Consider the following 19,410-nt stretch of genomic DNA (forward strand, 5'->3'; position numbering starts at 1 on the left):
ATCGATCAAAGATCGTTTCCGCAGGTCACGCCACGTGTCCACTTAGGCAAACCTAAGTGATGCACGGCACCGTGTGCTCGTCACCACGCCGCTTGTCAGGCTCTGAGGAATTACGCAACAATGGCGTTGTGAAAAACGTCGGCGAGGCTCAGGAGGCTCCTGCGGGGGCCCCTCACGAGGAGCTCGCGACCGGGTTTCGTAGCGATCGATCGACGCGCAACCGGGTCGCGCGATCCATCCTGGACCACGGCCCCTCCACCGTCGCCGACCTCGCCGGGCGCCTCGGCCTCACCCAGGCCGCCGTCCGTCGCCACCTCGACGCCCTCGTCGCCGACGATGTCGTGGAGGCCAAGGAGCAGCGGGTCTACGGTGCGCGCACCCGCGGCCGGCCCGCCAAGGTGTTCGCCCTGACGGACTGCGGCCGGGACGCCTTCGACCAGTCCTACGACAAGCTCGCCGCCGACGCCCTGCGCTGGATCCAGGAGCAGGCCGGTGGTGACGAGGCGGTCGTCGCGTTCGCCCGGGCCCGGATCGCCGCGCAGGCCGCGCCGTACAAGGCGGCCGTAGAGGCGGTGGAGCCCGAGGAGCGGGCCCAGGCCCTGGCCAGGGCGCTGAGCGCCGACGGGTACGCTGCCACTGCGCGCAGCGCGCCCCTCCCGCAACACGGCGAGCAGCTCTGCCAGCACCACTGTCCGGTCGCCCACGTGGCGGAGCAGTTCCCGCAGCTTTGCGAGGCGGAGACCGAGATGTTCTCCCGACTGCTCGGCACCCACGTACAACGACTGGCCACCATCGCCCACGGGGACGGCGTCTGCACGACGTTCATCCCCAAGGGCGCCCCCAAGACCATCACCAACGCATCTGCAAGCACCGCCGGGAGGAACCCCGCATGACTCTCCCCATCGAGGAGACGGCCCACCCCGAGCTCGAGGGCCTGGGCAAGTACGAATACGGCTGGGCGGACTCCGACGCGGCCGGTGCCTCTGCCAAGCGCGGCATCAACGAGGACGTCGTCAAGGACATCTCGGGCAAGAAGTCCGAGCCCGAGTGGATGACGAAGCTGCGCCTCAAGGGCCTGAAGCTCTTCGAGAAGAAGCCCATGCCGAACTGGGGCTCGGACCTCTCCGGCATCGACTTCGACAACATCAAGTACTTCGTGCGCTCGACGGAGAAGCAGGCGGAGTCCTGGGAGGACCTGCCCGAGGACATCAAGAACACGTACGACAAGCTCGGCATCCCGGAGGCGGAGAAGCAGCGCCTCGTCGCCGGTGTCGCGGCCCAGTACGAGTCCGAGGTCGTCTACCACCAGATCCGTGAGGACCTGGAGGAGCAGGGCGTCATCTTCCTCGACACCGACACCGCCCTGAAGGAGCACCCGGAGCTCTTCAAGGAGTACTTCGGCACCGTCATCCCGGCCGGCGACAACAAGTTCGCCGCGCTGAACACGGCGGTGTGGTCCGGCGGCTCCTTCATCTACGTGCCGAAGGGCGTGCACGTCGAGATCCCGCTCCAGGCCTACTTCCGTATCAACACGGAGAACATGGGCCAGTTCGAGCGGACGCTGATCATCGTCGACGAGGACGCCTACGTCCACTACGTCGAGGGCTGCACCGCGCCGATCTACAAGTCGGACTCGCTGCACTCCGCGGTCGTCGAGATCATCGTGAAGAAGGGCGCCCGCTGCCGCTACACGACGATCCAGAACTGGTCGAACAACGTCTACAACCTGGTCACCAAGCGCGCCGTGGCGTACGAGGGCGCGACCATGGAGTGGATCGACGGCAACATCGGTTCCAAGGTCACCATGAAGTACCCGGCCGTCTACCTGATGGGCGAGCACGCCAAGGGCGAGACGCTGTCCATCGCCTTCGCGGGCGAGGGCCAGCACCAGGACGCCGGTTCCAAGATGGTCCACATGGCGCCGAACACCTCGTCCAACATCGTGTCGAAGTCGGTGGCCCGCGGTGGCGGCCGTACCTCGTACCGCGGTCTCGTCGAGATCGGTGAGGGCGCGGCCGGATCGAAGTCGAACGTGCTGTGCGACGCGCTGCTCGTCGACACCATCTCCCGCTCCGACACGTACCCGTACGTCGACGTCCGCGAGGACGACGTGTCGATGGGCCACGAGGCGACCGTCTCCAAGGTCTCCGAGGACCAGCTCTTCTACCTGATGAGCCGCGGCCTGAGCGAGTTCGAGGCCATGGCGATGATCGTGCGCGGCTTCGTCGAGCCGATCGCCAAGGAACTGCCCATGGAGTACGCGCTCGAGCTCAACCGGCTGATCGAGCTGCAGATGGAAGGCTCGGTGGGCTGACGCCCGCCGCCGTCTCTCGTCAAGCCACTTACCCGTAAGAAAGCGAGCGCTACGACAGCCATGGCTGAGGCTCAGAACATCCCGGCCGGTTCGACCACCGCCGGAACCATCGCGGTGGCCGCCGAGTCGACCGTCGCCACGCGCATGAGCGCGCCCCCGTCCTTCGACGTGCAGGACTTTCCGGTCCCGCACGGCCGCGAGGAGGAGTGGCGGTTCACGCCGCTGGAGCGGCTGCGCGGGCTGCACGACGGCACCGCCGTCGCGACCGGCACCGGCATCAAGGTCGACGTGGAGGCGCCGGCCGGTGTCACCGTCGAGACTGTCGGCCGGGACGACGCCCGCGTCGGCAAGGCCGGCACGCCCGTCGACCGGATCGCCGCGCAGGCCTACTCGGCCTTCGAGCAGGCGTCCGTCGTCACCGTGCCCAAGGAGACGGTGCTCGCCGAGCCCATCCGCATCGCCGTGCACGGCGAGGGCGGTGTCGCCTTCGGCCACCAGGTCATCGAGCTGGGCGCCTTCGCCGAGGCCGTCGTCGTCCTCGACCACACCGGTGACGCCGTGCTCGCCGCCAACGTCGACTACCTGCTCGGCGACGGCGCGAAGCTGACCGTCGTCTCCGTCCAGGACTGGGACGACAAGGCCGTGCACGTCGCGCAGCACAACGCGCTCGTGGGCCGTGACGCCACCTTCAAGTCCGTCGTCGTGACCTTCGGCGGTGACGTCGTCCGTCTGCACCCGCGCGTGCAGTACGCGGCCACCGGCGGTGAGGCCGAGCTGCTCGGCCTCTACTTCACCGACGCCGGCCAGCACCAGGAGCACCGCCTCCTGGTCGACCACAACACCCCGCACTGCAAGTCGAACGTCGTGTACAAGGGCGCGCTGCAGGGCGAGCAGGCGCACGCCGTGTGGATCGGTGACGTCCTCATCGAGGCCGCCGCCGAGGGCACGGACACGTACGAGATGAACCGGAACCTGGTGCTGACGGACGGCGCCCGCGTCGACTCCGTGCCGAACCTGGAGATCGAGACCGGCGAGATCGTCGGCGCCGGTCACGCCTCCGCCACCGGTCGCTTCGACGACGAGCAGCTCTTCTACCTGATGGCCCGCGGCATCCCGGCCGACGAGGCGCGCCGCCTGGTCGTGCGCGGCTTCTTCGCCGAGCTGGTCCAGCAGATCGGCGTCGAGGACATCGAGGCGCGGCTGCTCGAGAAGATCGAGGCCGAGCTGGAGGCCACGGTCTGATGACCTACGTACGCGCCTGTGGACTGAGCGAGCTGGAGGAGGACACCCCGAAGCGGGTGGAACTCGACGGCACGCCGGTCTCGGTCGTCCGCACCGAGGGCGAGGTGTTCGCGATCCACGACATCTGCTCGCACGCGAACGTGTCGCTCTCCGAGGGCGAGGTGGAGGACTGCCAGATCGAGTGCTGGCTGCACGGCTCCGCGTTCGACCTCCGCACCGGCAAGCCGTCCGGCCTTCCCGCGACGCGCCCCGTCCCCGTATACCCCGTAAAGATCGAAGGGGACGACGTGCTCGTCTCCCTCACCCAGGAGTCCTGAGGCACCCATGGCAACGCTTGAAATCCGAGACCTGCACGTCACCGTCGAGGCCGACAACGCCACGAAGGAGATCCTCAAGGGCGTCGACCTCACCGTGAAGCAGGGCGAGACGCACGCCATCATGGGCCCGAACGGCTCCGGCAAGTCGACCCTCGCCTACTCCCTCGCGGGTCACCCGAAGTACACGATCACCCAGGGCACCGTCACGCTCGACGGCGAGGACGTCCTGGAGATGTCCGTCGACGAGCGCGCCCGCGCCGGCCTGTTCCTCGCCATGCAGTACCCGGTCGAGGTCCCCGGTGTCTCCGTCTCCAACTTCCTGCGCACCTCGGCCACGGCCGTGCGCGGCGAGGCCCCCAAGCTGCGCACCTGGGTCAAGGAGGTCAAGGAGGCCATGGAGAAGCTCTCCATGGACCCCTCCTTCGCCGAGCGCAACGTGAACGAGGGCTTCTCCGGCGGTGAGAAGAAGCGCCACGAGATCCTCCAGCTGGAGCTCCTCAAGCCGAAGATCGCGATCCTCGACGAGACCGACTCCGGCCTGGACGTCGACGCGCTGCGCATCGTCTCCGAGGGCATCAACCGCGTCCGTGAGAACGGCGAGGTCGGCACCCTCCTGGTGACGCACTACACGCGCATCCTGCGCTACATCAAGCCCGACCACGTCCACGTCTTCGCGGGTGGCCGGATCGTCGAGTCCGGCGGTGCCGAGCTCGCCGACCAGCTCGAGGCCGAGGGCTACGACAAGTACGTGAAGGGTGGCGTATCCGCGTGACACAGCTGCCGGGCCTCCTCGACACCGAGGCGATCCGCAAGGACTTCCCGATCCTCGACCGGGTGCTCCACGACGGCAAGAAGCTCGTGTACCTGGACAACGCGGCGACCAGCCAGACGCCGCGCCAGGTCCTCGACGTCCTGACCGAGTACTACGAGCAGCACAACGCCAACGTCCACCGCGGCGTGCACGTGCTGGCCGAGGAGGCCACGGCGCTGTACGAGGGCGCGCGCGACAAGGTCGCCGCGTTCATCAACGCGCCGAGCCGCGACGAGGTCATCTTCACGAAGAACGCCTCGGAGTCGCTCAACCTCGTCGCCAACATGCTGGGCTGGGCCGACGAGCCGTACAAGGTCGATCACGAGACCGAGATCGTGATCACGGAGATGGAGCACCACTCCAACATCGTTCCGTGGCAGCTGCTCTCGCAGCGCACCGGCGCGAAGCTGAAGTGGTTCGGTCTGACGGACGACGGCCGTCTCGACCTGAGCAACATCGACGAGGTCATCACCGAGAAGACGAAGATCGTCTCCTTCGTGCTCGTGTCGAACATCCTGGGCACCCACAACCCGGTCGAGGCCATCGTGCGCCGCGCCCAGGAGGTGGGCGCGCTGGTCCTCATCGACGCCTCGCAGGCCGCGCCGCACATGCCGCTCGACGTGCAGGCGCTGCAGGCCGACTTCGTGGCCTTCACCGGCCACAAGATGTGCGGCCCGACCGGCATCGGCGTCCTGTGGGGCCGCCAGGAGCTGCTCGAGGACCTGCCGCCGTTCCTCGGCGGCGGCGAGATGATCGAGACCGTGTCGATGCACTCGTCGACGTACGCGCCGGCGCCGCACAAGTTCGAGGCGGGCACGCCGCCGATCTCCCAGGCCATCGGTCTGGGCGCGGCGATCGACTACCTGAACTCGATCGGCATGGACAACATCCTGCGCCACGAGCAGGCGCTCACCGAGTACGCGGTGAAGCGGCTGCAGGAGGTCCCCGACCTGCGGATCATCGGTCCGGCCACGGCCGAGGACCGGGCCGCCGCGATCTCCTTCACGCTCGGTGACATCCACCCGCACGACGTGGGCCAGGTCCTCGACGAGCAGGGCATCGCGGTCCGGGTCGGCCACCACTGCGCGCGGCCGGTCTGCCTGCGGTACGGAATTCCTGCGACCACGCGAGCGTCGTTCTATCTGTACTCCACGCCCGGCGAGATCGACGCTCTGGTCGACGGCCTGGAGCACGTACGGAACTTCTTCGGCTGAGGGGCTGGCTGGGAACGTGAAGCTGGATTCGATGTACCAGGAAGTCATCCTGGACCACTACAAGCACCCGCACGGGCGCGGTCTTCGGGATGGCGACGCCGAGGTGCACCACGTCAACCCGACGTGCGGCGACGAGATCACCCTGCGCGTGAAGTACACGGGCGAGACCATCGAGGACGTCAGCTACGAGGGCCAGGGCTGCTCCATCAGCCAGGCCTCGGCCTCGGTGCTGAACGACCTGCTGGTCGGCAAGGAGCTCGCGGACGCGCGGAAGATCCAGGAGACCTTCCTGGAGCTGATGCAGTCCAAGGGACAGATCGAGCCGGACGACACGATGGAGGAGCTCCTGGAGGACGCGGTCGCGTTCGCCGGGGTCTCCAAGTACCCCGCCCGGGTCAAGTGCGCCCTCCTGAGCTGGATGGCGTGGAAGGACGCGACGGCCCAGGCCTTCGCGGAGGAGGCGAAGACCGCATGAGTGACAACACGGCTGTGGAGATGAAGCCGGCCTCCGAGGAGGAGGTCAAGGAAGCCCTGTACGACGTCGTCGACCCCGAGCTGGGCATCGACGTGGTCAACCTGGGCCTCATCTACGGCATCCACATCGACGACGCGAACATCGCGACGATCGACATGACGCTGACGTCCGCGGCCTGTCCGCTGACCGACGTCATCGAGGACCAGGCGAAGTCCGCCACCGACGGCATCGTCAACGAGCTCCGGATCAACTGGGTCTGGATGCCGCCGTGGGGCCCGGACAAGATCACGGACGAGGGCCGCGAGCAGCTCCGCGCGCTCGGCTTCAACGTCTGATCGGCTCCGTCGTCCGATCGGCTTCGACGGCTGATCCGTACGTGCTTTCCGGACGGGTCCGGTTCCCTCATCGAGGGAGCCGGGCCCGTCCGGCGTTTCCCGGCCCGGCCTATCTTGTGTACGCCCGTACGTAACCCATGTGTACCCTCGTACACATGGGTTACGTACTGCTCGCCGGCGCGATAGCCGCCGAAGTGGCCGCCACGACGGCCATGAAGTACAGCGAAGGGTTCAGCAGGCTCTGGCCCTCGCTCATCACCGTCACCGGATACGTCGTCGCGTTCGCGCTGCTCGCGCAGACCCTCAAGACCGTGCAGATCGGCACCGCCTACGCGATCTGGGCCGGTGTCGGCACGGCCGTCATCGCCGCGATCGGCATGATCTTCCTCGGCGAGGGACTGACCGCGGCGAAGGTCGCCGGGATCGCCCTCGTCATCGGCGGGGTCGTGCTGCTCAACCTGGGCGGGGCGCACTGATGGCCCGCCGCTACGACCCCGAGCGCCGCCAGCGGATCATCGACGCCGCGATCCGGGTCGTCGGCGCCAAGGGCATCGCCGGGCTCAGCCACCGCACCGTCGCCGCCGAGGCCGACGTGCCGCTCGGCTCGACCACCTACCACTTCCGCACCCTCGACGAGCTGCTCGTCGCCGCCCTGCGGCAGGCCAACGAGGGCTTCGCCAAGGTCGTCGCCACGCACGGTGCCTTCCAGGACCCGCGCACCGACCTCGCCGCGGAACTCGCCGACGTCCTCGGCGACTGGCTGGCCGGCGACCGGGTCGGCGTCGAGCTCGAGTACGAGCTGTATCTCGCGGCCCTGCGCCGCCCCGCCCTGCGCCCCGTCGCCGCCGAGTGGTGCACGGGCCTCGCCGAGGTCATCGCCGAGCGGACCGACCCCGTCACCGCCCGTGCCCTCGTCGCCCTCATGGACGGCATCTGCCTCCAGGTCCTGCTGACCGACGGGACCTACGACCCGGGCTTCGCGCGCACGATGCTGGACCGGCTGATTCCGCCCCGCGCCGCCGGTGCGCCCGGCAGCTGAGACGGGCGGGGCACCGGTTCGCCTCCGCGGGGCCGCGCCGATTAAGTTGGGCCCATGACCGACACGACTGCTACGCGTACCACCGGCGCCGTCGCCGCAGGCCTCGCCACCGTCACCACCGACGGCACCGTTCTCGACACCTGGTTCCCCGCCCCCGAGCTGGTCGCCGAGCCCGGCCCGGCCGGCTCCGAGCGGCTGACCGCCGAGAAGGCCGTCGAGCTGCTCGGCGAGGGCGCCGCGAAGGCGATCGGGCCCGACGCCCGCCGCGGTGTCGAGGTCGTGGCCGTGCGCACGGTCATCTCCTCCCTCGACGACAAGCCGCTGGACGCGCACGACGCGTACCTGCGCCTGCACCTGCTCAGCCACCGCCTCGTCAAGCCGCACGGCCAGAGCCTCGACGGCCTCTTCGGCCTGCTGGCCAACGTGGCCTGGACCTCGCTCGGCCCCGTCGCGGTCGACGCCGTCGAGACGGTCCGCCTCAACGCCCGCGCCGAGGGCCTGCACCTCGCGGTGACCAGCATCGACAAGTTCCCCCGCATGACCGACTACGTCGCCCCCAAGGGCGTGCGCATCGCCGACGCCGACCGCGTCCGCCTCGGCGCGCACCTCGCCGAGGGCACGACCGTCATGCACGAGGGCTTCGTGAACTTCAACGCGGGCACCCTCGGCACCTCGATGGTCGAGGGCCGCATCTCCGCCGGTGTCGTCGTCGGCGACGGCTCCGACATCGGCGGCGGCGCCTCCACCATGGGCACCCTCTCCGGCGGCGGCAACGTCCGCATCACCATCGGCGAGCGCTGCCTCGTCGGCGCCGAGGCCGGCGTCGGCATCGCGCTCGGCGACGAGTGCGTCGTGGAGGCCGGTCTGTACGTCACGGCCGGCACCCGCGTCACCATGCCCGACGGCGAGATCGTCAAGGCCCGCGACCTGTCCGGCGCCTCGAACATCCTCTTCCGCCGCAACTCGGTCACCGGCGCCGTCGAGGCCCGCCCGAACAACGCGGTCTGGGGCGGCCTCAACGAGGTCCTGCACAGCCACAACTGACACCGTCACGCCTGACCACAGCGGCCCGCGCCGGGACTCGGCGCGGGCCGTCGTGCGTCCCGTGCGGCTCGGGGAAAATTTCTTCGGGCCGGGGGGCATAGCGGGGGACGGCCGCGGTCGTCATCAAGGGCAGAGGCATCACATGGGTGGGGGAATTGAAGGTGGCGATGGACGCAGACAGGGACCCGGACCGCCGCGGCGCGGAGAGTTTCCGGGAGTTCGTGGCGAACCGCTCGTCCGCGCTGCTGAAGACCGCCGTCCTGCTCAGCGGAGGCGACCGGCACGCCGGCGAGGACCTGCTGCAGAACGCGCTCATCAAGGTCGCCGGACGCTGGCACAGGGTGGAGGACCCGGAGGCGTACGTGCGCCAGGTCCTGTACCGGCAGCAGATCAGCAGATGGCGGCTCAAATGGCCACGCCGCGAGGTCAGTTACGGGGAGGTGCCGGACGCGCCCGCGACGGGTGACGGCGGCACCGGGTCGGCCGAGCTGCGGATCGTGCTGAGCGCCGCGCTCTCCCGGCTGACCGCGCGCCAGCGCACCGTCCTGGTCCTGCGCTACTTCGAGGACCTGCCCGAGGCGGACGTGGCCCGGCTCCTCGGCTGCTCCGTCGGCACCGTGCGCTCCACCACCCATCGCTCCCTGGCCCGGCTGCGCGCCCTCGCGCCCGAGCTGGCCCTGCTCGGCGCGTCCGACGCCGAGCAGCCGCCGTCCCGCGACTACTCGCCCGTGGAGGTGCGCCCGTGAACATGGACGACGTGATCAAGGACGCGCTGCGCGAGCAGGCCACCGCGGTCGGCCCCGCGCCAACGGACCTCGCCGACCGGGTGCTCGCGGCCCGGCGCAGAAGGCGCACCCGCACCGTCGTGGCCGGCGCCGCGACCGTCACCGCCGTGGTCCTCGGCGCCGTCCTGGTGCCCCGGTACGGCGGCGACGAGGACGTCAGGCCCGCCGGTGTCATCGGCTCCGAGGACGTCATCGCGCACCCCGACCAGTCGCCGCCCAAGGACGCCATCGCGGCCGGACGGGTCGCCCTGGCCTCCTTCTCCACGGTCCGGCAGGTCGTTTTCGACAACGGGGACGGGCGCCTGACCCGTACCTACGGCGTCCTCGACCCGACCACCAAGACGTACCGCAAGACGACCCGATGGTCCTGGCTGACCGTCGCGCCCGGGCTGCGCACCGCCGCCGTCCTGGAGAAGAAGCTGCCCGCCCCGCGCGTCGGGCTGCTCGACCTCGCGACGAACAAGGTGAAGCGCTGGATCCCGGTCGCGGAGGGGGCGGCCGGGCTCCAGTTCTCGCCCGACGGCAGCAAGCTGGTCGTGACCACGTACGCGAAGGACCCCGACGCCCTCTACAAGCGGAACCCGGTCAACGACGGGAGCGGCAAGACGATGCCCGGGCAGGACAGGCAGTCGTACCGCACCGGTTTCGCCGTCGTCGACGTCAGGACCGGGCGCAGCGACTGGCACAAGGTGACCGAGAACGGGGACATCAACGCCCGCCAGGACTTCGCGTTCAGCCGCACGGGCAAGCTGGTGCACGCCGGCGTCATGACGGGCGGGGTCCCCGAGCAGTACTTCGACCTGAAGGGCCGCAAGGCCCCGGTACCGCCCGAGGAACGGCACGCCCACTGGTTCGTCGAGGCGGGCATCTCGCCCAACGGCAAGCTCGTCGCCGGGGACTTCGCCGGGCACGGCAAGGAGATCGCCGTGGCGGTGAACGACGCCATGACCGGCAAACAGGTCGCGAAGCTCCCCGCGCAGCAACTGCTCGCGTGGGCCGACGACAAGCGGCTCATCGCGTGGGGCTGCGACCCGAAGAAGTGCGGAGGCAAGGGCGAGTTCCACAATCAGCTGCTCCTCGTCACCCTCGGCAATCGCGAGGTCGTCCCGCTCAGCGACTTCCGCAAGGCGTCCGCCGACTACCCGGGCCGCTGGACCCCGGAGTTCACGACGCGGTGACCAGCAGCGTCCGGTACGCCGCGAGCAGTCCGTCGGTCGCCTCGCGGCCGGCGGGCAGCAGCGGGGCACGGACCGGACCGCCGCCCGGGAGGCCCAGGGCGGCGAGCAGGGCCTTCGCGGTGACGGCGCCGGGCAGGCCCGCGTTCATCATCGCGTCCGTCAGCGGGATCACCTCGCGCTGGACCCGGGCGGCGCCCGCCGTGTCGCCCGCGTCGAAGGCGTCGACGATCGCCCGGAACGCGGCGGGGACGACGTTCGCCACCGTCGAGACGCAGCCGGCCCCGCCGAGGGCGCGCAGCGCGAGCACGTACTCGTCGCAGCCCGTGTAGTACGCCAGGTCGGTGGCCGCCATGACCATCTGGGTGCCGAGGAGGTCGTAGGCGCAGTCCTTCACGGCGACCACGCGGGGGTGCGCGGCGAGCGCGATCATCGTCGCGGGCTCGATGCGGGTGCCGGTGCGGCCGGGGATGTCGTAGAGCATCACCGGCAGCCCGCTCGCGTCGGCCAGCGCCCGGAAGTGGGCCTCGACGGCGGCCTGCGGCGGCCGGCTGTAGTACGGGGTGACGGCCAACAGGCCGTCCGCACCGGCCCGTTCGGCCGCCCGGGCCAGCTCCGCGCTGTGCCGGGTGTCGGCCGTGCCGATGCCCGTGAGCACGTGCGCGCGCCCGGCCACCGCCTCCCGCACCGCACGCACCAGGGCGGTCTTCTCGGCGTCGGACGTGGTGGGGGACTCGCCGGTCGTCCCGGACAGGACGAGGCCCTCGCAGCCCTCGGAGACGAGCCGGTCGGCGAGCCGCTGGGCGGCGTCCAGGTCCACGGCGCCACCGTCCTGGGTGAACGGGGTGACCATCGCGCACAGGACGCGGCCGAACGGGGAGGCGGGGCGCCCGGAGGCGGTGTCGTCGCTCATGCAGGAAGTGTCGTCCGCCCGACCGTGAAGCTCCACTTAAATCTGCTACGACGTTCAGCGGAGCAGCGCTGAACGGTGGCCGGAACGGCGTACGGACCGGACACCTTTGCGGAGCCGGTTTTCCTTCAGTCGGACCATCCCGAACCCGATGAACCGCACAGAGAGTGCCGGACGGTTCACTAGGAGTGAGTGGTGCGAGACGTGGTCCTGGCCCTGGCCATGCCCGCCGTGATGTGCGCGAGCGGGATCTACGCGGCGGCCGACGCGTGGTGGCGCCGCCGACGCCCGTCGCCCCCGCCCTACTCCCACGCCGGGCTCCGCCTCGCGGGGCAGCGCGCCGTCGCCGTGGCCGAGGCCGTCGTCGCCGACGAGTACGCGCTGCTCACGGCGGCCGGACAGCCGGCCGACCTCGCGGGCCGGCCGGCCGACTGACTCACCCTGTCGTCACGGGCGCAGACGCAGCACCTGCGGGTCGTGGTCGCTGATCTGGTCGTGGAACTCGCTGTTGATGTGCACGCTGTCGTACGCGAACGGACCCTTGCGGATCGACGGGCTCACCAGGATCTGGTCCAGGACCTGGCTGTTGCCCTGGTAGTCGTAGCTGTAACGCTCCTTCTTGGGCAGCGACTTGATCGCCGACCAGAGCGCGCCGTCCGCCTCCAGACGCTGCGCGGTGCCGGAGAACTCGAAGTCGTTGATGTCGCCGAGCGCGATCACGTCGGCGTCCCGCCGCACCTTCAGGATGTCCTTCACGAACGCGTTGACCTCGTCGGCCTGCGCGTGCCGCTGCGTCTCCGAGCTGCGCGTCGGCGGCTGGTACTGCGAGGTCAGGGCCTGGTCGCCGCCCTTGGACGCGAAGTGGTTGGCGATCACGAAGACCGTCCTCCCGCGGAACACGAACTCGCCCGCCAGCGGCTTGCGGCTGCTCTTCCACGCGTCGGACGCGGGGTCGATCCGGCCCGGGGACGCGGTCAGCGCCGGCTCGCCGTCCTCCGTACGCGTCACGCCGACCGGGGTCGTCGCGTCGCCGCCGGCGCGGTCGGTGAGCGACACCCGGTCCGGGTTGAACAGGAACACCTGGCGGATGTTGCCGCCCGGCTCGCCGCCGTCCTTGCCGTCGACCGGGTCGATGCCGCGCCACGCGTAGCGCGGGCCGCCCGCCGCGACGATCGCGTCGATCAGCTTGTTCACCGTCACGTCGGAGGCGACCGTGCCGCTGTTCTTCGCGCCGTCGTTGTCCTGGATCTCCTCCAGGGACACGATGTCGGGCGCCTGGAGGTGGTCGACGATCGCCGCCGCGTGTGCCGCGAACGTGTCGTCCGACGGGTCGAGGTTCTCCACGTTGTAGGTGGCCACGGCCAGTTCGCCGGACTTCTGCTTCCGGGTCGTCTCGCGCTCCAGGCCGCCCTGCTCCAGCGTGCCGAGCTCGCGCGCGACCAGCGTGTATCCGCCGTACTGGTTGAAGTCCAGGGGGCCTTCGGTGGTCCCGGCGAGGGTGTCGCCGACATCGGCCTTCGGGAAGTCGGCGACCGCGCCGAGCGACTGGATCTGCAGCCGGCCGCCGTTCTGCGAGGTGTAGGAGCCGTAGCGGGAGCCGCCGCGCTCGGTCCGGTTCTCGTGCGGGCGCACCGTGACCCACAGCTCGGTGTGCGAGTCGGTCGCCGTGACGACACGGGAGGAGCCGATCCGTACGTTCTGGCCCTCCAGGGACTCGTAGTAGTCCAGGGCGTAGGCGCGCGGCTGGAGCGGCAGGCCGTTGACCGAGCCCTGCGCGGCCGGGTCGCCCTCGGGCGCGTACGCGGCCGGGACCGAGCCGGGGTCGATCGTGGTGACGGGCACCGCGTTGCCGGACGAGACGACGGTGACCGTCGGCTTGGTTATCTCGGTCAGCGACTGGTTGCCCGACGCGGCGCCGCCCGGGACGTACTCGGAGACGGTGCCGGACACCTTGACGGCGTCGCCCGTCTTCACGGTCGGTGCGGAGCCGGTGAAGACGAACACGCCCTCGCTGGTGGCCGGGTCGGCGTCCGGCGCCGTGTCCTCGAACCAGAAACCCTTGACCGAGCCGTAGGCGCGCACGCCCGTCACGATGCCGGCGACCTCCGTGACCTGCTGCCCCGCGAGCGGGGAGAGCCGGGTGGAGCCCTGGATGTCGTGGATGGCGACGGTGTCCGCGTGGGCGGGCGAGACCGCGAGAACGGTGCCGGCCGCACCGCAGGCGGTGACGACGGCGAGCGCGGCGAGCCGCGAGCGGGAGAACACGGAGAACGCGGTGCGCGCGGAGCGTGCTGACTGACTCGGCAAGGGGATCCCTCCGGGGACGTGCGAGTGGCGAGCGCCGGGACGAGGGCGGACTGCCGTCCGACTTCTACGCGCGTCAATCTCTTGCGTGGCCGGGGGAGTTGTCAAGGTTTCGTGAGTGGCCGCACGTGGTCGGGGAGCCGACTGGCAGATGAACCCGGCGGCAAGGGTGCAAATCCGTCTAGGCTGAGCGGTCGCAACGTAGCTCATGAGGAGAACCAGCCGATGTCAGACAGCTCCACCCTGCCGCCGGTACGGCTGCCCGCCGAAGCGGAGCTGGCGCGGGACGCCCTCGCCACCCCCCTCCTGTCGCGCGCGGTGCGGCTCGCCCGCTGGGCCGGGCCCGACACCCGCGTCGGCGCGGGCGGCGAACTCGCCGACGAGCAGCTGCCCGCCGCGGCCGCCGAACTCGGCCTGCCCGCCGACGCGGACGGCGCCGCCGACGCGAGCGAGGCGTGGCAGGTCGCCGTCGACACCGGCCTGGTGGAGATCGTCGACGAGGAGGAGGGCACCGTCGCCGTCGGCGAGGAGCTCGGCGTCCTCACCTCCGGCGGACCGGCGGACGTCCTCGCGCTGTGGCGCGCGGCCCTGGAGACAGTGCTCGCCGACGCGACCGTGCCCGACCTCGACGACCTCGTCGACGCCATGGAGGAGGGCGGCGAGATCGACTTCTCGCAGCTCGACTGGGACCCCGAGGCGGAGGCCGAGTTCCTCGACGGCGTCCTCGGCAACCTGTACCTGCTGACCGTCACCGAGGGCGGCGCGGGCGAAGGACCGGTGCCGCTGCCCGCCCTCGCCGCGTCGATGATCGTCCCCGACGACATGGGCGAGCCCACCGACGACGTCCTGGAACAGGTGTCGGACGCGATGATGCGCCTCGACGACCAGTTCCGGATGCTCGCCCCGATCGGCCTCGTCGAGTTCCAGCCCGTGGACGAGGCCCTCATGGCCGACATCGACTCCGCCGAACCGGCCGCCCCCGTCGACGAGTCCGACATCGCGCGCTACGGCATGGTGCGGCTCACCCCGCTCGGACTCCACGGCATCCGCGCCCGGATGCTGGAGGCCGGCCTCGACGCCCCGGCCGTCGGCGACCTCGCCGACAAGGGCGCCGACGCCCTGCTCGACGGCACCTCCACGTTCCCGCAGGCCGCCGCCCAGGCCGAGATCGAGCAGTGGCTCGCCCGGCGCGAAGCGCTCGCCGCCGCACGCGAACTGCTCGGCGCCGCACGCGGCGGCGACCAGGGCGCTCCGCTGCGCCGCCTGCGCTGCCAGCAGGCCCTGTCGCTCGTCGGCACCGAGGCCGAGCCCGCGCTCCGTGACGTCCTCCAGGACCCGGAGCTGGGCGGCCTCGCCCGCGTCTGGCTCGCCGAGCACGGCGCCACGGACGTGCCCGCGCCGTCCGAGGACCTCGTCTTCTGGCTGACCGTCGACACGATCGCCGCGCAGCTCTCCCTGGAGGGCAACTCGGAGGAGCTGCAGGCCCTCGTCGAGGGTCTCGCCGCGCAGCACAGCGGCTTCTTCGCGGCGGCCTGGCGGGTGGACCACCCGGCCACCGCCGACGTCCTGGAGGCGATGGGCCGCCTCCACCCGGACAAGAAGGTTGCCAAGGAGGCCCGCAAGGCGGCCTTCAAGGCCCGCTCGGCCGCCGGCGGCTGATCCCGGGAGCCCCCGGCAGGAGCCGGGGCCGTGCGGAAGACGGCCCCGGAAGTCGGGGAAGCGGGTGCCTGGGCGTCGGGCGGAGTTCAACCGGAGTTCGCGCGGGCGCGGGAGCGTGTGGCCGAACAGGGCGTGTCCGGAAAGGCACGCCCCGCGGTCCTCACCCCCCGACCACTCCGTCACCTCCGCAGGAGACAGCCACCATGTCGCTCACTCGCAGGGACTTCGCCCGACGCTCCGCGGCCACCGGCGCCGGCGTCGCCCTCGCCGGTTCCGTCGGCGCCCTCGCCACCGCGCCGGGCGCCCTCGCGGCCACCGACACCGCCGATGTCACCGACGACGCCGACGTCACCGCGGACCGGCACGGACCGGCCGACGGGCCCGGGTACGGCCCGCTGCAGTCCGACCCCGCCGGCCTCCTCGCGCTGCCGGCCGGATTCTCGTACGAGGTCATCACCTACAGCGGGAAGACCAAGCTGGAGTCGGGCGAGTTCACGCCGTCCAACCACGACGGCACCGCCACCTTCGAGGGCCCCCGCGGCACCACCCTCCTCGTCAACAACCACGAGCTGGCCGGCGCCCGCGACAAGTGGCCGCACCCGGTGCCGCTCACCGAGGGGCTCGTCTACGACCCGGCCGCGGCCGGCGGCTGCACCGTCGTCGAGGTCCGCCGCGGCGGCGAGGTCGCCGAATGGGTCGGCATCGCCGGCACCGCCACCAACTGCGCGGGCGGCGCCACCCCTTGGGGCACCTGGCTGACCTGCGAGGAGACCGAGGACAAGGCCGGCAAGAACGGCTTCACCAAGGACCACGGCTACGTCTTCGAGGTCGACCCCTACGACCGCCGCGCCAACCAGGCCCCGAAGCCGATCAAGGCCCTCGGCCGGTACGCCCACGAGGCCGTCGTCATCGACCCCAAGCGCGGCCACGCCTTCCTCACCGAGGACGCGTCCGGCCCCAACGGCCTGCTCTACCGCTGGGTCCCGCCGCACGGCTTCCAGCACGGCCGCGGCAAGCTCGCCACGCTCGCCGACGACGCGGGCGTCCTCCAGGCCTTCAAGTGCTTCGACTCCGGCGGCCGCTTCGTCGACGACCTCTCCCGCGCCACCAAGACCGGCACCGTCTACGGCGTCGACTGGATCGACGTCCCGGACCGCGACGCGAAGACCGTCTCCACCCGCAAGCAGTTCGCGGACGGCGAGATCACCCGCGCCCGCAAGCTCGAAGGCATGTGGTGGGGTGACGGCGGCGCCTACATCGTCTCCTCGTTCGCCCGCTCCGAGAGCCCCGTCCAGCACGACGGCCAGGTCTGGTTCTACGACCCCAAGCGCCGCACCCTCACCCTGAAGGTGCTCCTCGGCGTCAACCAGGACCCGTCCAAGGACGGCGCCTTCGACGGCCCGGACAACATCACGGTCTCCCCGTACGGCGGCCTCGTCATCGCCGAGGACGGCGAGGGCGTCCAGCACCTGTTCGGCGCGACCGAGCGCGGGCGCACGTACCCGATCGCGCGCAACGAACTGAACATCGGCACCGAAGCGGAGCCGGAGTACAGCGAGTTCACCGGCGTCACCTTCTCGCCCGACGGCCGCACCCTGTACGCCAACATCCAGACCCCCGGCATCATGCTCGCCATCACGGGGCCCTGGAAGCGCCAGCGCTGAACCAGTATCTGTGCTCCCCCTTGCCCGTCGGCGAGGGGGGCACGGGTATCACCCTTAAGGGTTCATCTGCGTGACAAATGAATATTGAGGCATGCTGCTTCGTAGTTTTGTCTGGCGTCAGGTTGCAAGACGGAATCGTATGAGACGTACGGCATGTGGAACGGAGCGGCGGGTGCCAGGCAAGGGGACATGCACGATCGACGGCTGCGAAAAGCGTGTCTCTGCTCGAGGGTGGTGCGGTGCGCACTATCGCTTGTGGCGGCGCAATGGCGATCCTCTGGTGCGGCAGAAGAATTGGGAGCCCGCCGGTACGCCATGCAAATTCGCCGACTGTCGGCGAGACCGTCTCGGTGGAGGGCGAGGTTGGTGTTCGCTCCACTATGGACGGTGGCGTCGGGGTGGCGAAGAAGCCTTTGCCCGGGGCCGCAAGCCGGCAGAGAAAGTTCGCCTCAATCACGATGGGTACAGAGTGGTCCATGTCGGGCCTGGCCGGTACGTCATGGAGCACAGGATGGTGATGGAGAACGCCCTGGGGCGTCCCCTGGAAGCATTCGAGACGGTGCACCACAAGAACGGCGTCAAGGCTGACAACCGTATTGAGAACCTGGAGCTCTGGGCGACGGTGCAACCGGCCGGTCAGCGGGTGCAAGATATTGTGGCTTTTGCTCGATATGTCCTGGCTCGCTACGAAGGTACGCTGAATCGGCACTGTGAGGCGGACGGCCGCAGTGCGCGGATGTGGGCCGACCGGCTGGGGTGGCGAAGAAAAATCCTTCGGTAAGGGAACGGCAAAGCGGAGCCGCTCGTTACCCCAGTCATGACAGCTATGACCCCTGGCTCGAACATCCCGCTCACGGCACAGCGCGTGACGGTGGACGTCACGGCCCCCGTGCGCCTGGACGTATCGGGCCTGCTGCTCACCGCAGACGGCAAGGTGCGCTCCGACGACGACTTCATCTTCTACAACCAGCCCGCGGGGCCCGGCGTGACGTACACGTCGGGCGGCGGCACGGCGCCCGACGCGATCACGGTCGACACGGCCGCCGTACCGCCGGGCATCGAGAAGATCGTCGTCATCGCGAGCCCGGACGCCGCGGGCCAGACCTTCCAGGGCATCGAGCCCACGGCCACGATCCGCAGCGCGGACGACGGCGCGGTCATCGCCACGTTCACGCCGCCGCAGCTGGGAGCGGAGACGGCCCTGGTCGTCATGGAGGTCTATCTGCGGAACGGGGCCTGGAAGGCCCGCGCGGTGGGCCAGGGGTATGCGAACGGGCTGGCGGGCATCGCCACCGACTTCGGCGTCTCGGTGGAGGAGCCGGCCGCCCCCGCCGCGCCCCAGCCCCCGGCGGCCGCCCCCGTCGCCCCGCCGGCTCCGCCGGCCGCTGCGATGCCCGCGCCGACCACCCCGCCGGTGGACCCGCGCATCGCCCCGCCCCCGCCGCCCGCGGCCGCCCCCGCGGCGCCCGCCGCCCCGGCCCCGGGCGCCGGGAAGATCAACCTGGACAAGGGCCGCGTCAGCCTCCAGAAGAACCAGACGGTGTCCCTGGTCAAGGGCGGTCGGCCGCTGCTGAGCCAGGTCAAGATGGGCCTCGGCTGGGAGCCCGCGTTCCGCGGCAAGGACATCGACCTCGACGCGTCCGTCATCGCGTACGGCCCGCAGCGCAACCACATCGACAGCTGCTACTTCGGCAAGCTCTCGATCGTGAACGGCGCGATCAAGCACTCCGGGGACAACCTGACGGGTGAGGGCGGCGGCGACGACGAGGTGATCGTCGTCGACCTCGGCCGTCTCCCGCAGGACGTCACAGGCCTGGTCTTCACGGTGAACTCGTTCTCGGGCCAGAAGTTCACCGAGGTCGCCAAGGCCTACTGCCGGCTGCTCGACGCGGCGACCGGCGAGGAGCTGGTCCGCTTCGACCTGACGAACGCGGAGCCGCAGACCGGCGTGATGATGGCCAAGCTCATCAAGCAGTTCTCCGGCGAGTGGGAGATGACCGCCATGGGCGACTTCGTGAAGTCCCGCACGGTCCGCGGCATGGTCAAGCCGGCGGCGCAGGCGCTGTAGCCACCCGTCACCGTCGCGTCATCACCGGGAAGGCCGGGCTCCGTCGGAGTCCGG

General features: G+C 70.5%; 20 protein-coding genes. 18 read left to right on the forward strand and 2 right to left on the reverse strand.

What is annotated here, in order from left to right:
* Positions 1-128 precede the first annotated feature (128 nt).
* From ACZ4E1_RS02975 to ACZ4E1_RS03035, 13 genes are all read left to right on the forward strand, one after another.
* Positions 129-893 (forward strand): helix-turn-helix transcriptional regulator, encoded by a 765-nt coding sequence (locus tag ACZ4E1_RS02975; protein ID WP_467535191.1) that lies wholly within the window; start codon positions 129-131, stop codon positions 891-893.
* Complete coding sequence (sufB, locus tag ACZ4E1_RS02980) at positions 890-2,314, forward strand: Fe-S cluster assembly protein SufB (RefSeq protein WP_467535193.1); 1,425 nt, start codon at positions 890-892, stop codon at positions 2,312-2,314. The genes ACZ4E1_RS02975 and sufB overlap by 4 nt, the downstream gene beginning before the upstream one ends.
* Positions 2,315-2,374: 60 nt before the next feature.
* Positions 2,375-3,556, forward strand: a complete 1,182-nt coding sequence (gene sufD, locus ACZ4E1_RS02985; protein WP_467535194.1) for a Fe-S cluster assembly protein SufD — start codon at positions 2,375-2,377, stop codon at positions 3,554-3,556.
* The gene (locus ACZ4E1_RS02990; RefSeq protein WP_015661280.1) at positions 3,556-3,873 is read left to right on the forward strand and encodes a non-heme iron oxygenase ferredoxin subunit; all 318 of its coding nucleotides are present in this window, start codon (positions 3,556-3,558) and stop codon (positions 3,871-3,873) included. The genes sufD and ACZ4E1_RS02990 overlap by 1 nt, the downstream gene beginning before the upstream one ends.
* Before the next feature lie 7 nt (positions 3,874-3,880).
* Positions 3,881-4,645 (forward strand): Fe-S cluster assembly ATPase SufC, encoded by a 765-nt coding sequence (gene sufC, locus ACZ4E1_RS02995; RefSeq protein WP_399131317.1) that lies wholly within the window; start codon positions 3,881-3,883, stop codon positions 4,643-4,645.
* Positions 4,642-5,898, forward strand: coding sequence for a cysteine desulfurase (locus ACZ4E1_RS03000; RefSeq protein ID WP_399131316.1), 1,257 nt, complete (start codon positions 4,642-4,644; stop codon positions 5,896-5,898). The genes sufC and ACZ4E1_RS03000 overlap by 4 nt, the downstream gene beginning before the upstream one ends.
* A gap of 16 nt (positions 5,899-5,914) precedes the next feature.
* Positions 5,915-6,373 (forward strand): Fe-S cluster assembly sulfur transfer protein SufU, encoded by a 459-nt coding sequence (sufU, locus tag ACZ4E1_RS03005; protein WP_399131315.1) that lies wholly within the window; start codon positions 5,915-5,917, stop codon positions 6,371-6,373.
* Positions 6,370-6,708, forward strand: a complete 339-nt coding sequence (locus ACZ4E1_RS03010; RefSeq protein WP_467535198.1) for a metal-sulfur cluster assembly factor — start codon at positions 6,370-6,372, stop codon at positions 6,706-6,708. The genes sufU and ACZ4E1_RS03010 overlap by 4 nt, the downstream gene beginning before the upstream one ends.
* A gap of 155 nt (positions 6,709-6,863) precedes the next feature.
* Complete coding sequence (locus tag ACZ4E1_RS03015; RefSeq protein ID WP_188339613.1) at positions 6,864-7,184, forward strand: DMT family transporter; 321 nt, start codon at positions 6,864-6,866, stop codon at positions 7,182-7,184.
* Positions 7,184-7,747, forward strand: coding sequence for a TetR/AcrR family transcriptional regulator (locus ACZ4E1_RS03020; protein WP_467535200.1), 564 nt, complete (start codon positions 7,184-7,186; stop codon positions 7,745-7,747). Before ACZ4E1_RS03015 ends, ACZ4E1_RS03020 begins: the two co-directional genes overlap by 1 nt.
* A 54-nt stretch (positions 7,748-7,801) precedes the next feature.
* On the forward strand, positions 7,802-8,791 hold the full coding sequence (gene dapD, locus ACZ4E1_RS03025; protein ID WP_467535202.1) for a 2,3,4,5-tetrahydropyridine-2,6-dicarboxylate N-succinyltransferase: 990 nt from the start codon (positions 7,802-7,804) through the stop codon (positions 8,789-8,791).
* A 167-nt stretch (positions 8,792-8,958) separates the two neighbouring features.
* A complete protein-coding gene (locus ACZ4E1_RS03030) occupies positions 8,959-9,537 on the forward strand; it encodes a SigE family RNA polymerase sigma factor (protein WP_467535204.1) in 579 nt (192 codons plus the stop codon).
* Between the two features lie 2 nt (positions 9,538-9,539).
* A complete protein-coding gene (locus tag ACZ4E1_RS03035; RefSeq protein WP_467535205.1) occupies positions 9,540-10,754 on the forward strand; it encodes a WD40 repeat domain-containing protein in 1,215 nt (404 codons plus the stop codon).
* On the opposite strand, the gene dapA is transcribed toward ACZ4E1_RS03035, so the two are convergent.
* The gene (gene dapA / locus ACZ4E1_RS03040) at positions 10,741-11,664 is read right to left on the reverse strand and encodes a 4-hydroxy-tetrahydrodipicolinate synthase (protein WP_467535207.1); all 924 of its coding nucleotides are present in this window, start codon (positions 11,662-11,664) and stop codon (positions 10,741-10,743) included. The two genes, ACZ4E1_RS03035 and dapA, sit on opposite strands and share 14 nt — an antisense overlap.
* A 192-nt stretch (positions 11,665-11,856) precedes the next feature.
* Between dapA and ACZ4E1_RS03045 the strand changes: the two genes are divergently transcribed.
* A complete protein-coding gene (locus tag ACZ4E1_RS03045; RefSeq protein WP_467535209.1) occupies positions 11,857-12,096 on the forward strand; it encodes a hypothetical protein in 240 nt (79 codons plus the stop codon).
* Positions 12,097-12,108: 12 nt separating this feature from the next.
* Here the strand turns inward: ACZ4E1_RS03045 and ACZ4E1_RS03050 are convergent, their stop codons facing one another.
* Positions 12,109-13,968 carry an endonuclease/exonuclease/phosphatase family protein gene (locus tag ACZ4E1_RS03050; protein WP_467535211.1) on the reverse strand — a complete coding sequence of 620 codons (1,860 nt, stop codon included), beginning with the start codon at positions 13,966-13,968 and terminating at the stop codon, positions 12,109-12,111.
* 222 nt (positions 13,969-14,190) lie between these two features.
* Between ACZ4E1_RS03050 and ACZ4E1_RS03055 the strand changes: the two genes are divergently transcribed.
* From ACZ4E1_RS03055 to ACZ4E1_RS03070, 4 genes are all read left to right on the forward strand, one after another.
* Positions 14,191-15,624: a hypothetical protein gene (locus tag ACZ4E1_RS03055; RefSeq protein WP_467535213.1), complete on the forward strand. Its 1,434-nt coding sequence runs from the start codon at positions 14,191-14,193 to the stop codon at positions 15,622-15,624.
* A 203-nt stretch (positions 15,625-15,827) separates the two neighbouring features.
* Positions 15,828-17,288, forward strand: a complete 1,461-nt coding sequence (locus ACZ4E1_RS03060) for an alkaline phosphatase PhoX (RefSeq protein ID WP_467535216.1) — start codon at positions 15,828-15,830, stop codon at positions 17,286-17,288.
* Positions 17,289-17,799: 511 nt separating this feature from the next.
* Positions 17,800-18,069, forward strand: coding sequence for an HNH endonuclease (locus tag ACZ4E1_RS03065; protein ID WP_467535218.1), 270 nt, complete (start codon positions 17,800-17,802; stop codon positions 18,067-18,069).
* A gap of 45 nt (positions 18,070-18,114) precedes the next feature.
* Positions 18,115-19,356: a TerD family protein gene (locus tag ACZ4E1_RS03070; RefSeq protein ID WP_467535219.1), complete on the forward strand. Its 1,242-nt coding sequence runs from the start codon at positions 18,115-18,117 to the stop codon at positions 19,354-19,356.
* The last annotated feature ends 54 nt before the right edge of the window (positions 19,357-19,410 follow it).

This window comes from Streptomyces sp. NPDC025806, from assembly GCF_055558275.1.

Excerpts from the sequence above, each read along its gene's own strand:
- sufB (WP_467535193.1), top strand. The coding sequence starts at position 890 with ATGACTCTCCCCATCGAGGAGACGGCCCACCCCGAGCTCGAGGGCCTG.
- sufD (WP_467535194.1), top strand. The coding sequence starts at position 2,375 with ATGGCTGAGGCTCAGAACATCCCGGCCGGTTCGACCACCGCCGGAACC.
- ACZ4E1_RS02990 (WP_015661280.1), top strand. The coding sequence starts at position 3,556 with ATGACCTACGTACGCGCCTGTGGACTGAGCGAGCTGGAGGAGGACACC.
- sufC (WP_399131317.1), top strand. The coding sequence starts at position 3,881 with ATGGCAACGCTTGAAATCCGAGACCTGCACGTCACCGTCGAGGCCGAC.
- ACZ4E1_RS03010 (WP_467535198.1), top strand. The coding sequence starts at position 6,370 with ATGAGTGACAACACGGCTGTGGAGATGAAGCCGGCCTCCGAGGAGGAG.
- ACZ4E1_RS03015 (WP_188339613.1), top strand. The coding sequence starts at position 6,864 with ATGGGTTACGTACTGCTCGCCGGCGCGATAGCCGCCGAAGTGGCCGCC.
- ACZ4E1_RS03020 (WP_467535200.1), top strand. The coding sequence starts at position 7,184 with ATGGCCCGCCGCTACGACCCCGAGCGCCGCCAGCGGATCATCGACGCC.
- dapD (WP_467535202.1), top strand. The coding sequence starts at position 7,802 with ATGACCGACACGACTGCTACGCGTACCACCGGCGCCGTCGCCGCAGGC.
- ACZ4E1_RS03030 (WP_467535204.1), top strand. The coding sequence starts at position 8,959 with ATGGACGCAGACAGGGACCCGGACCGCCGCGGCGCGGAGAGTTTCCGG.
- ACZ4E1_RS03035 (WP_467535205.1), top strand. The coding sequence starts at position 9,540 with ATGGACGACGTGATCAAGGACGCGCTGCGCGAGCAGGCCACCGCGGTC.
- dapA (WP_467535207.1), bottom strand. The coding sequence starts at position 11,664 with ATGAGCGACGACACCGCCTCCGGGCGCCCCGCCTCCCCGTTCGGCCGC.
- ACZ4E1_RS03055 (WP_467535213.1), top strand. The coding sequence starts at position 14,191 with ATGTCAGACAGCTCCACCCTGCCGCCGGTACGGCTGCCCGCCGAAGCG.
- ACZ4E1_RS03060 (WP_467535216.1), top strand. The coding sequence starts at position 15,828 with ATGTCGCTCACTCGCAGGGACTTCGCCCGACGCTCCGCGGCCACCGGC.
- ACZ4E1_RS03065 (WP_467535218.1), top strand. The coding sequence starts at position 17,800 with ATGGTGATGGAGAACGCCCTGGGGCGTCCCCTGGAAGCATTCGAGACG.
- ACZ4E1_RS03070 (WP_467535219.1), top strand. The coding sequence starts at position 18,115 with ATGACCCCTGGCTCGAACATCCCGCTCACGGCACAGCGCGTGACGGTG.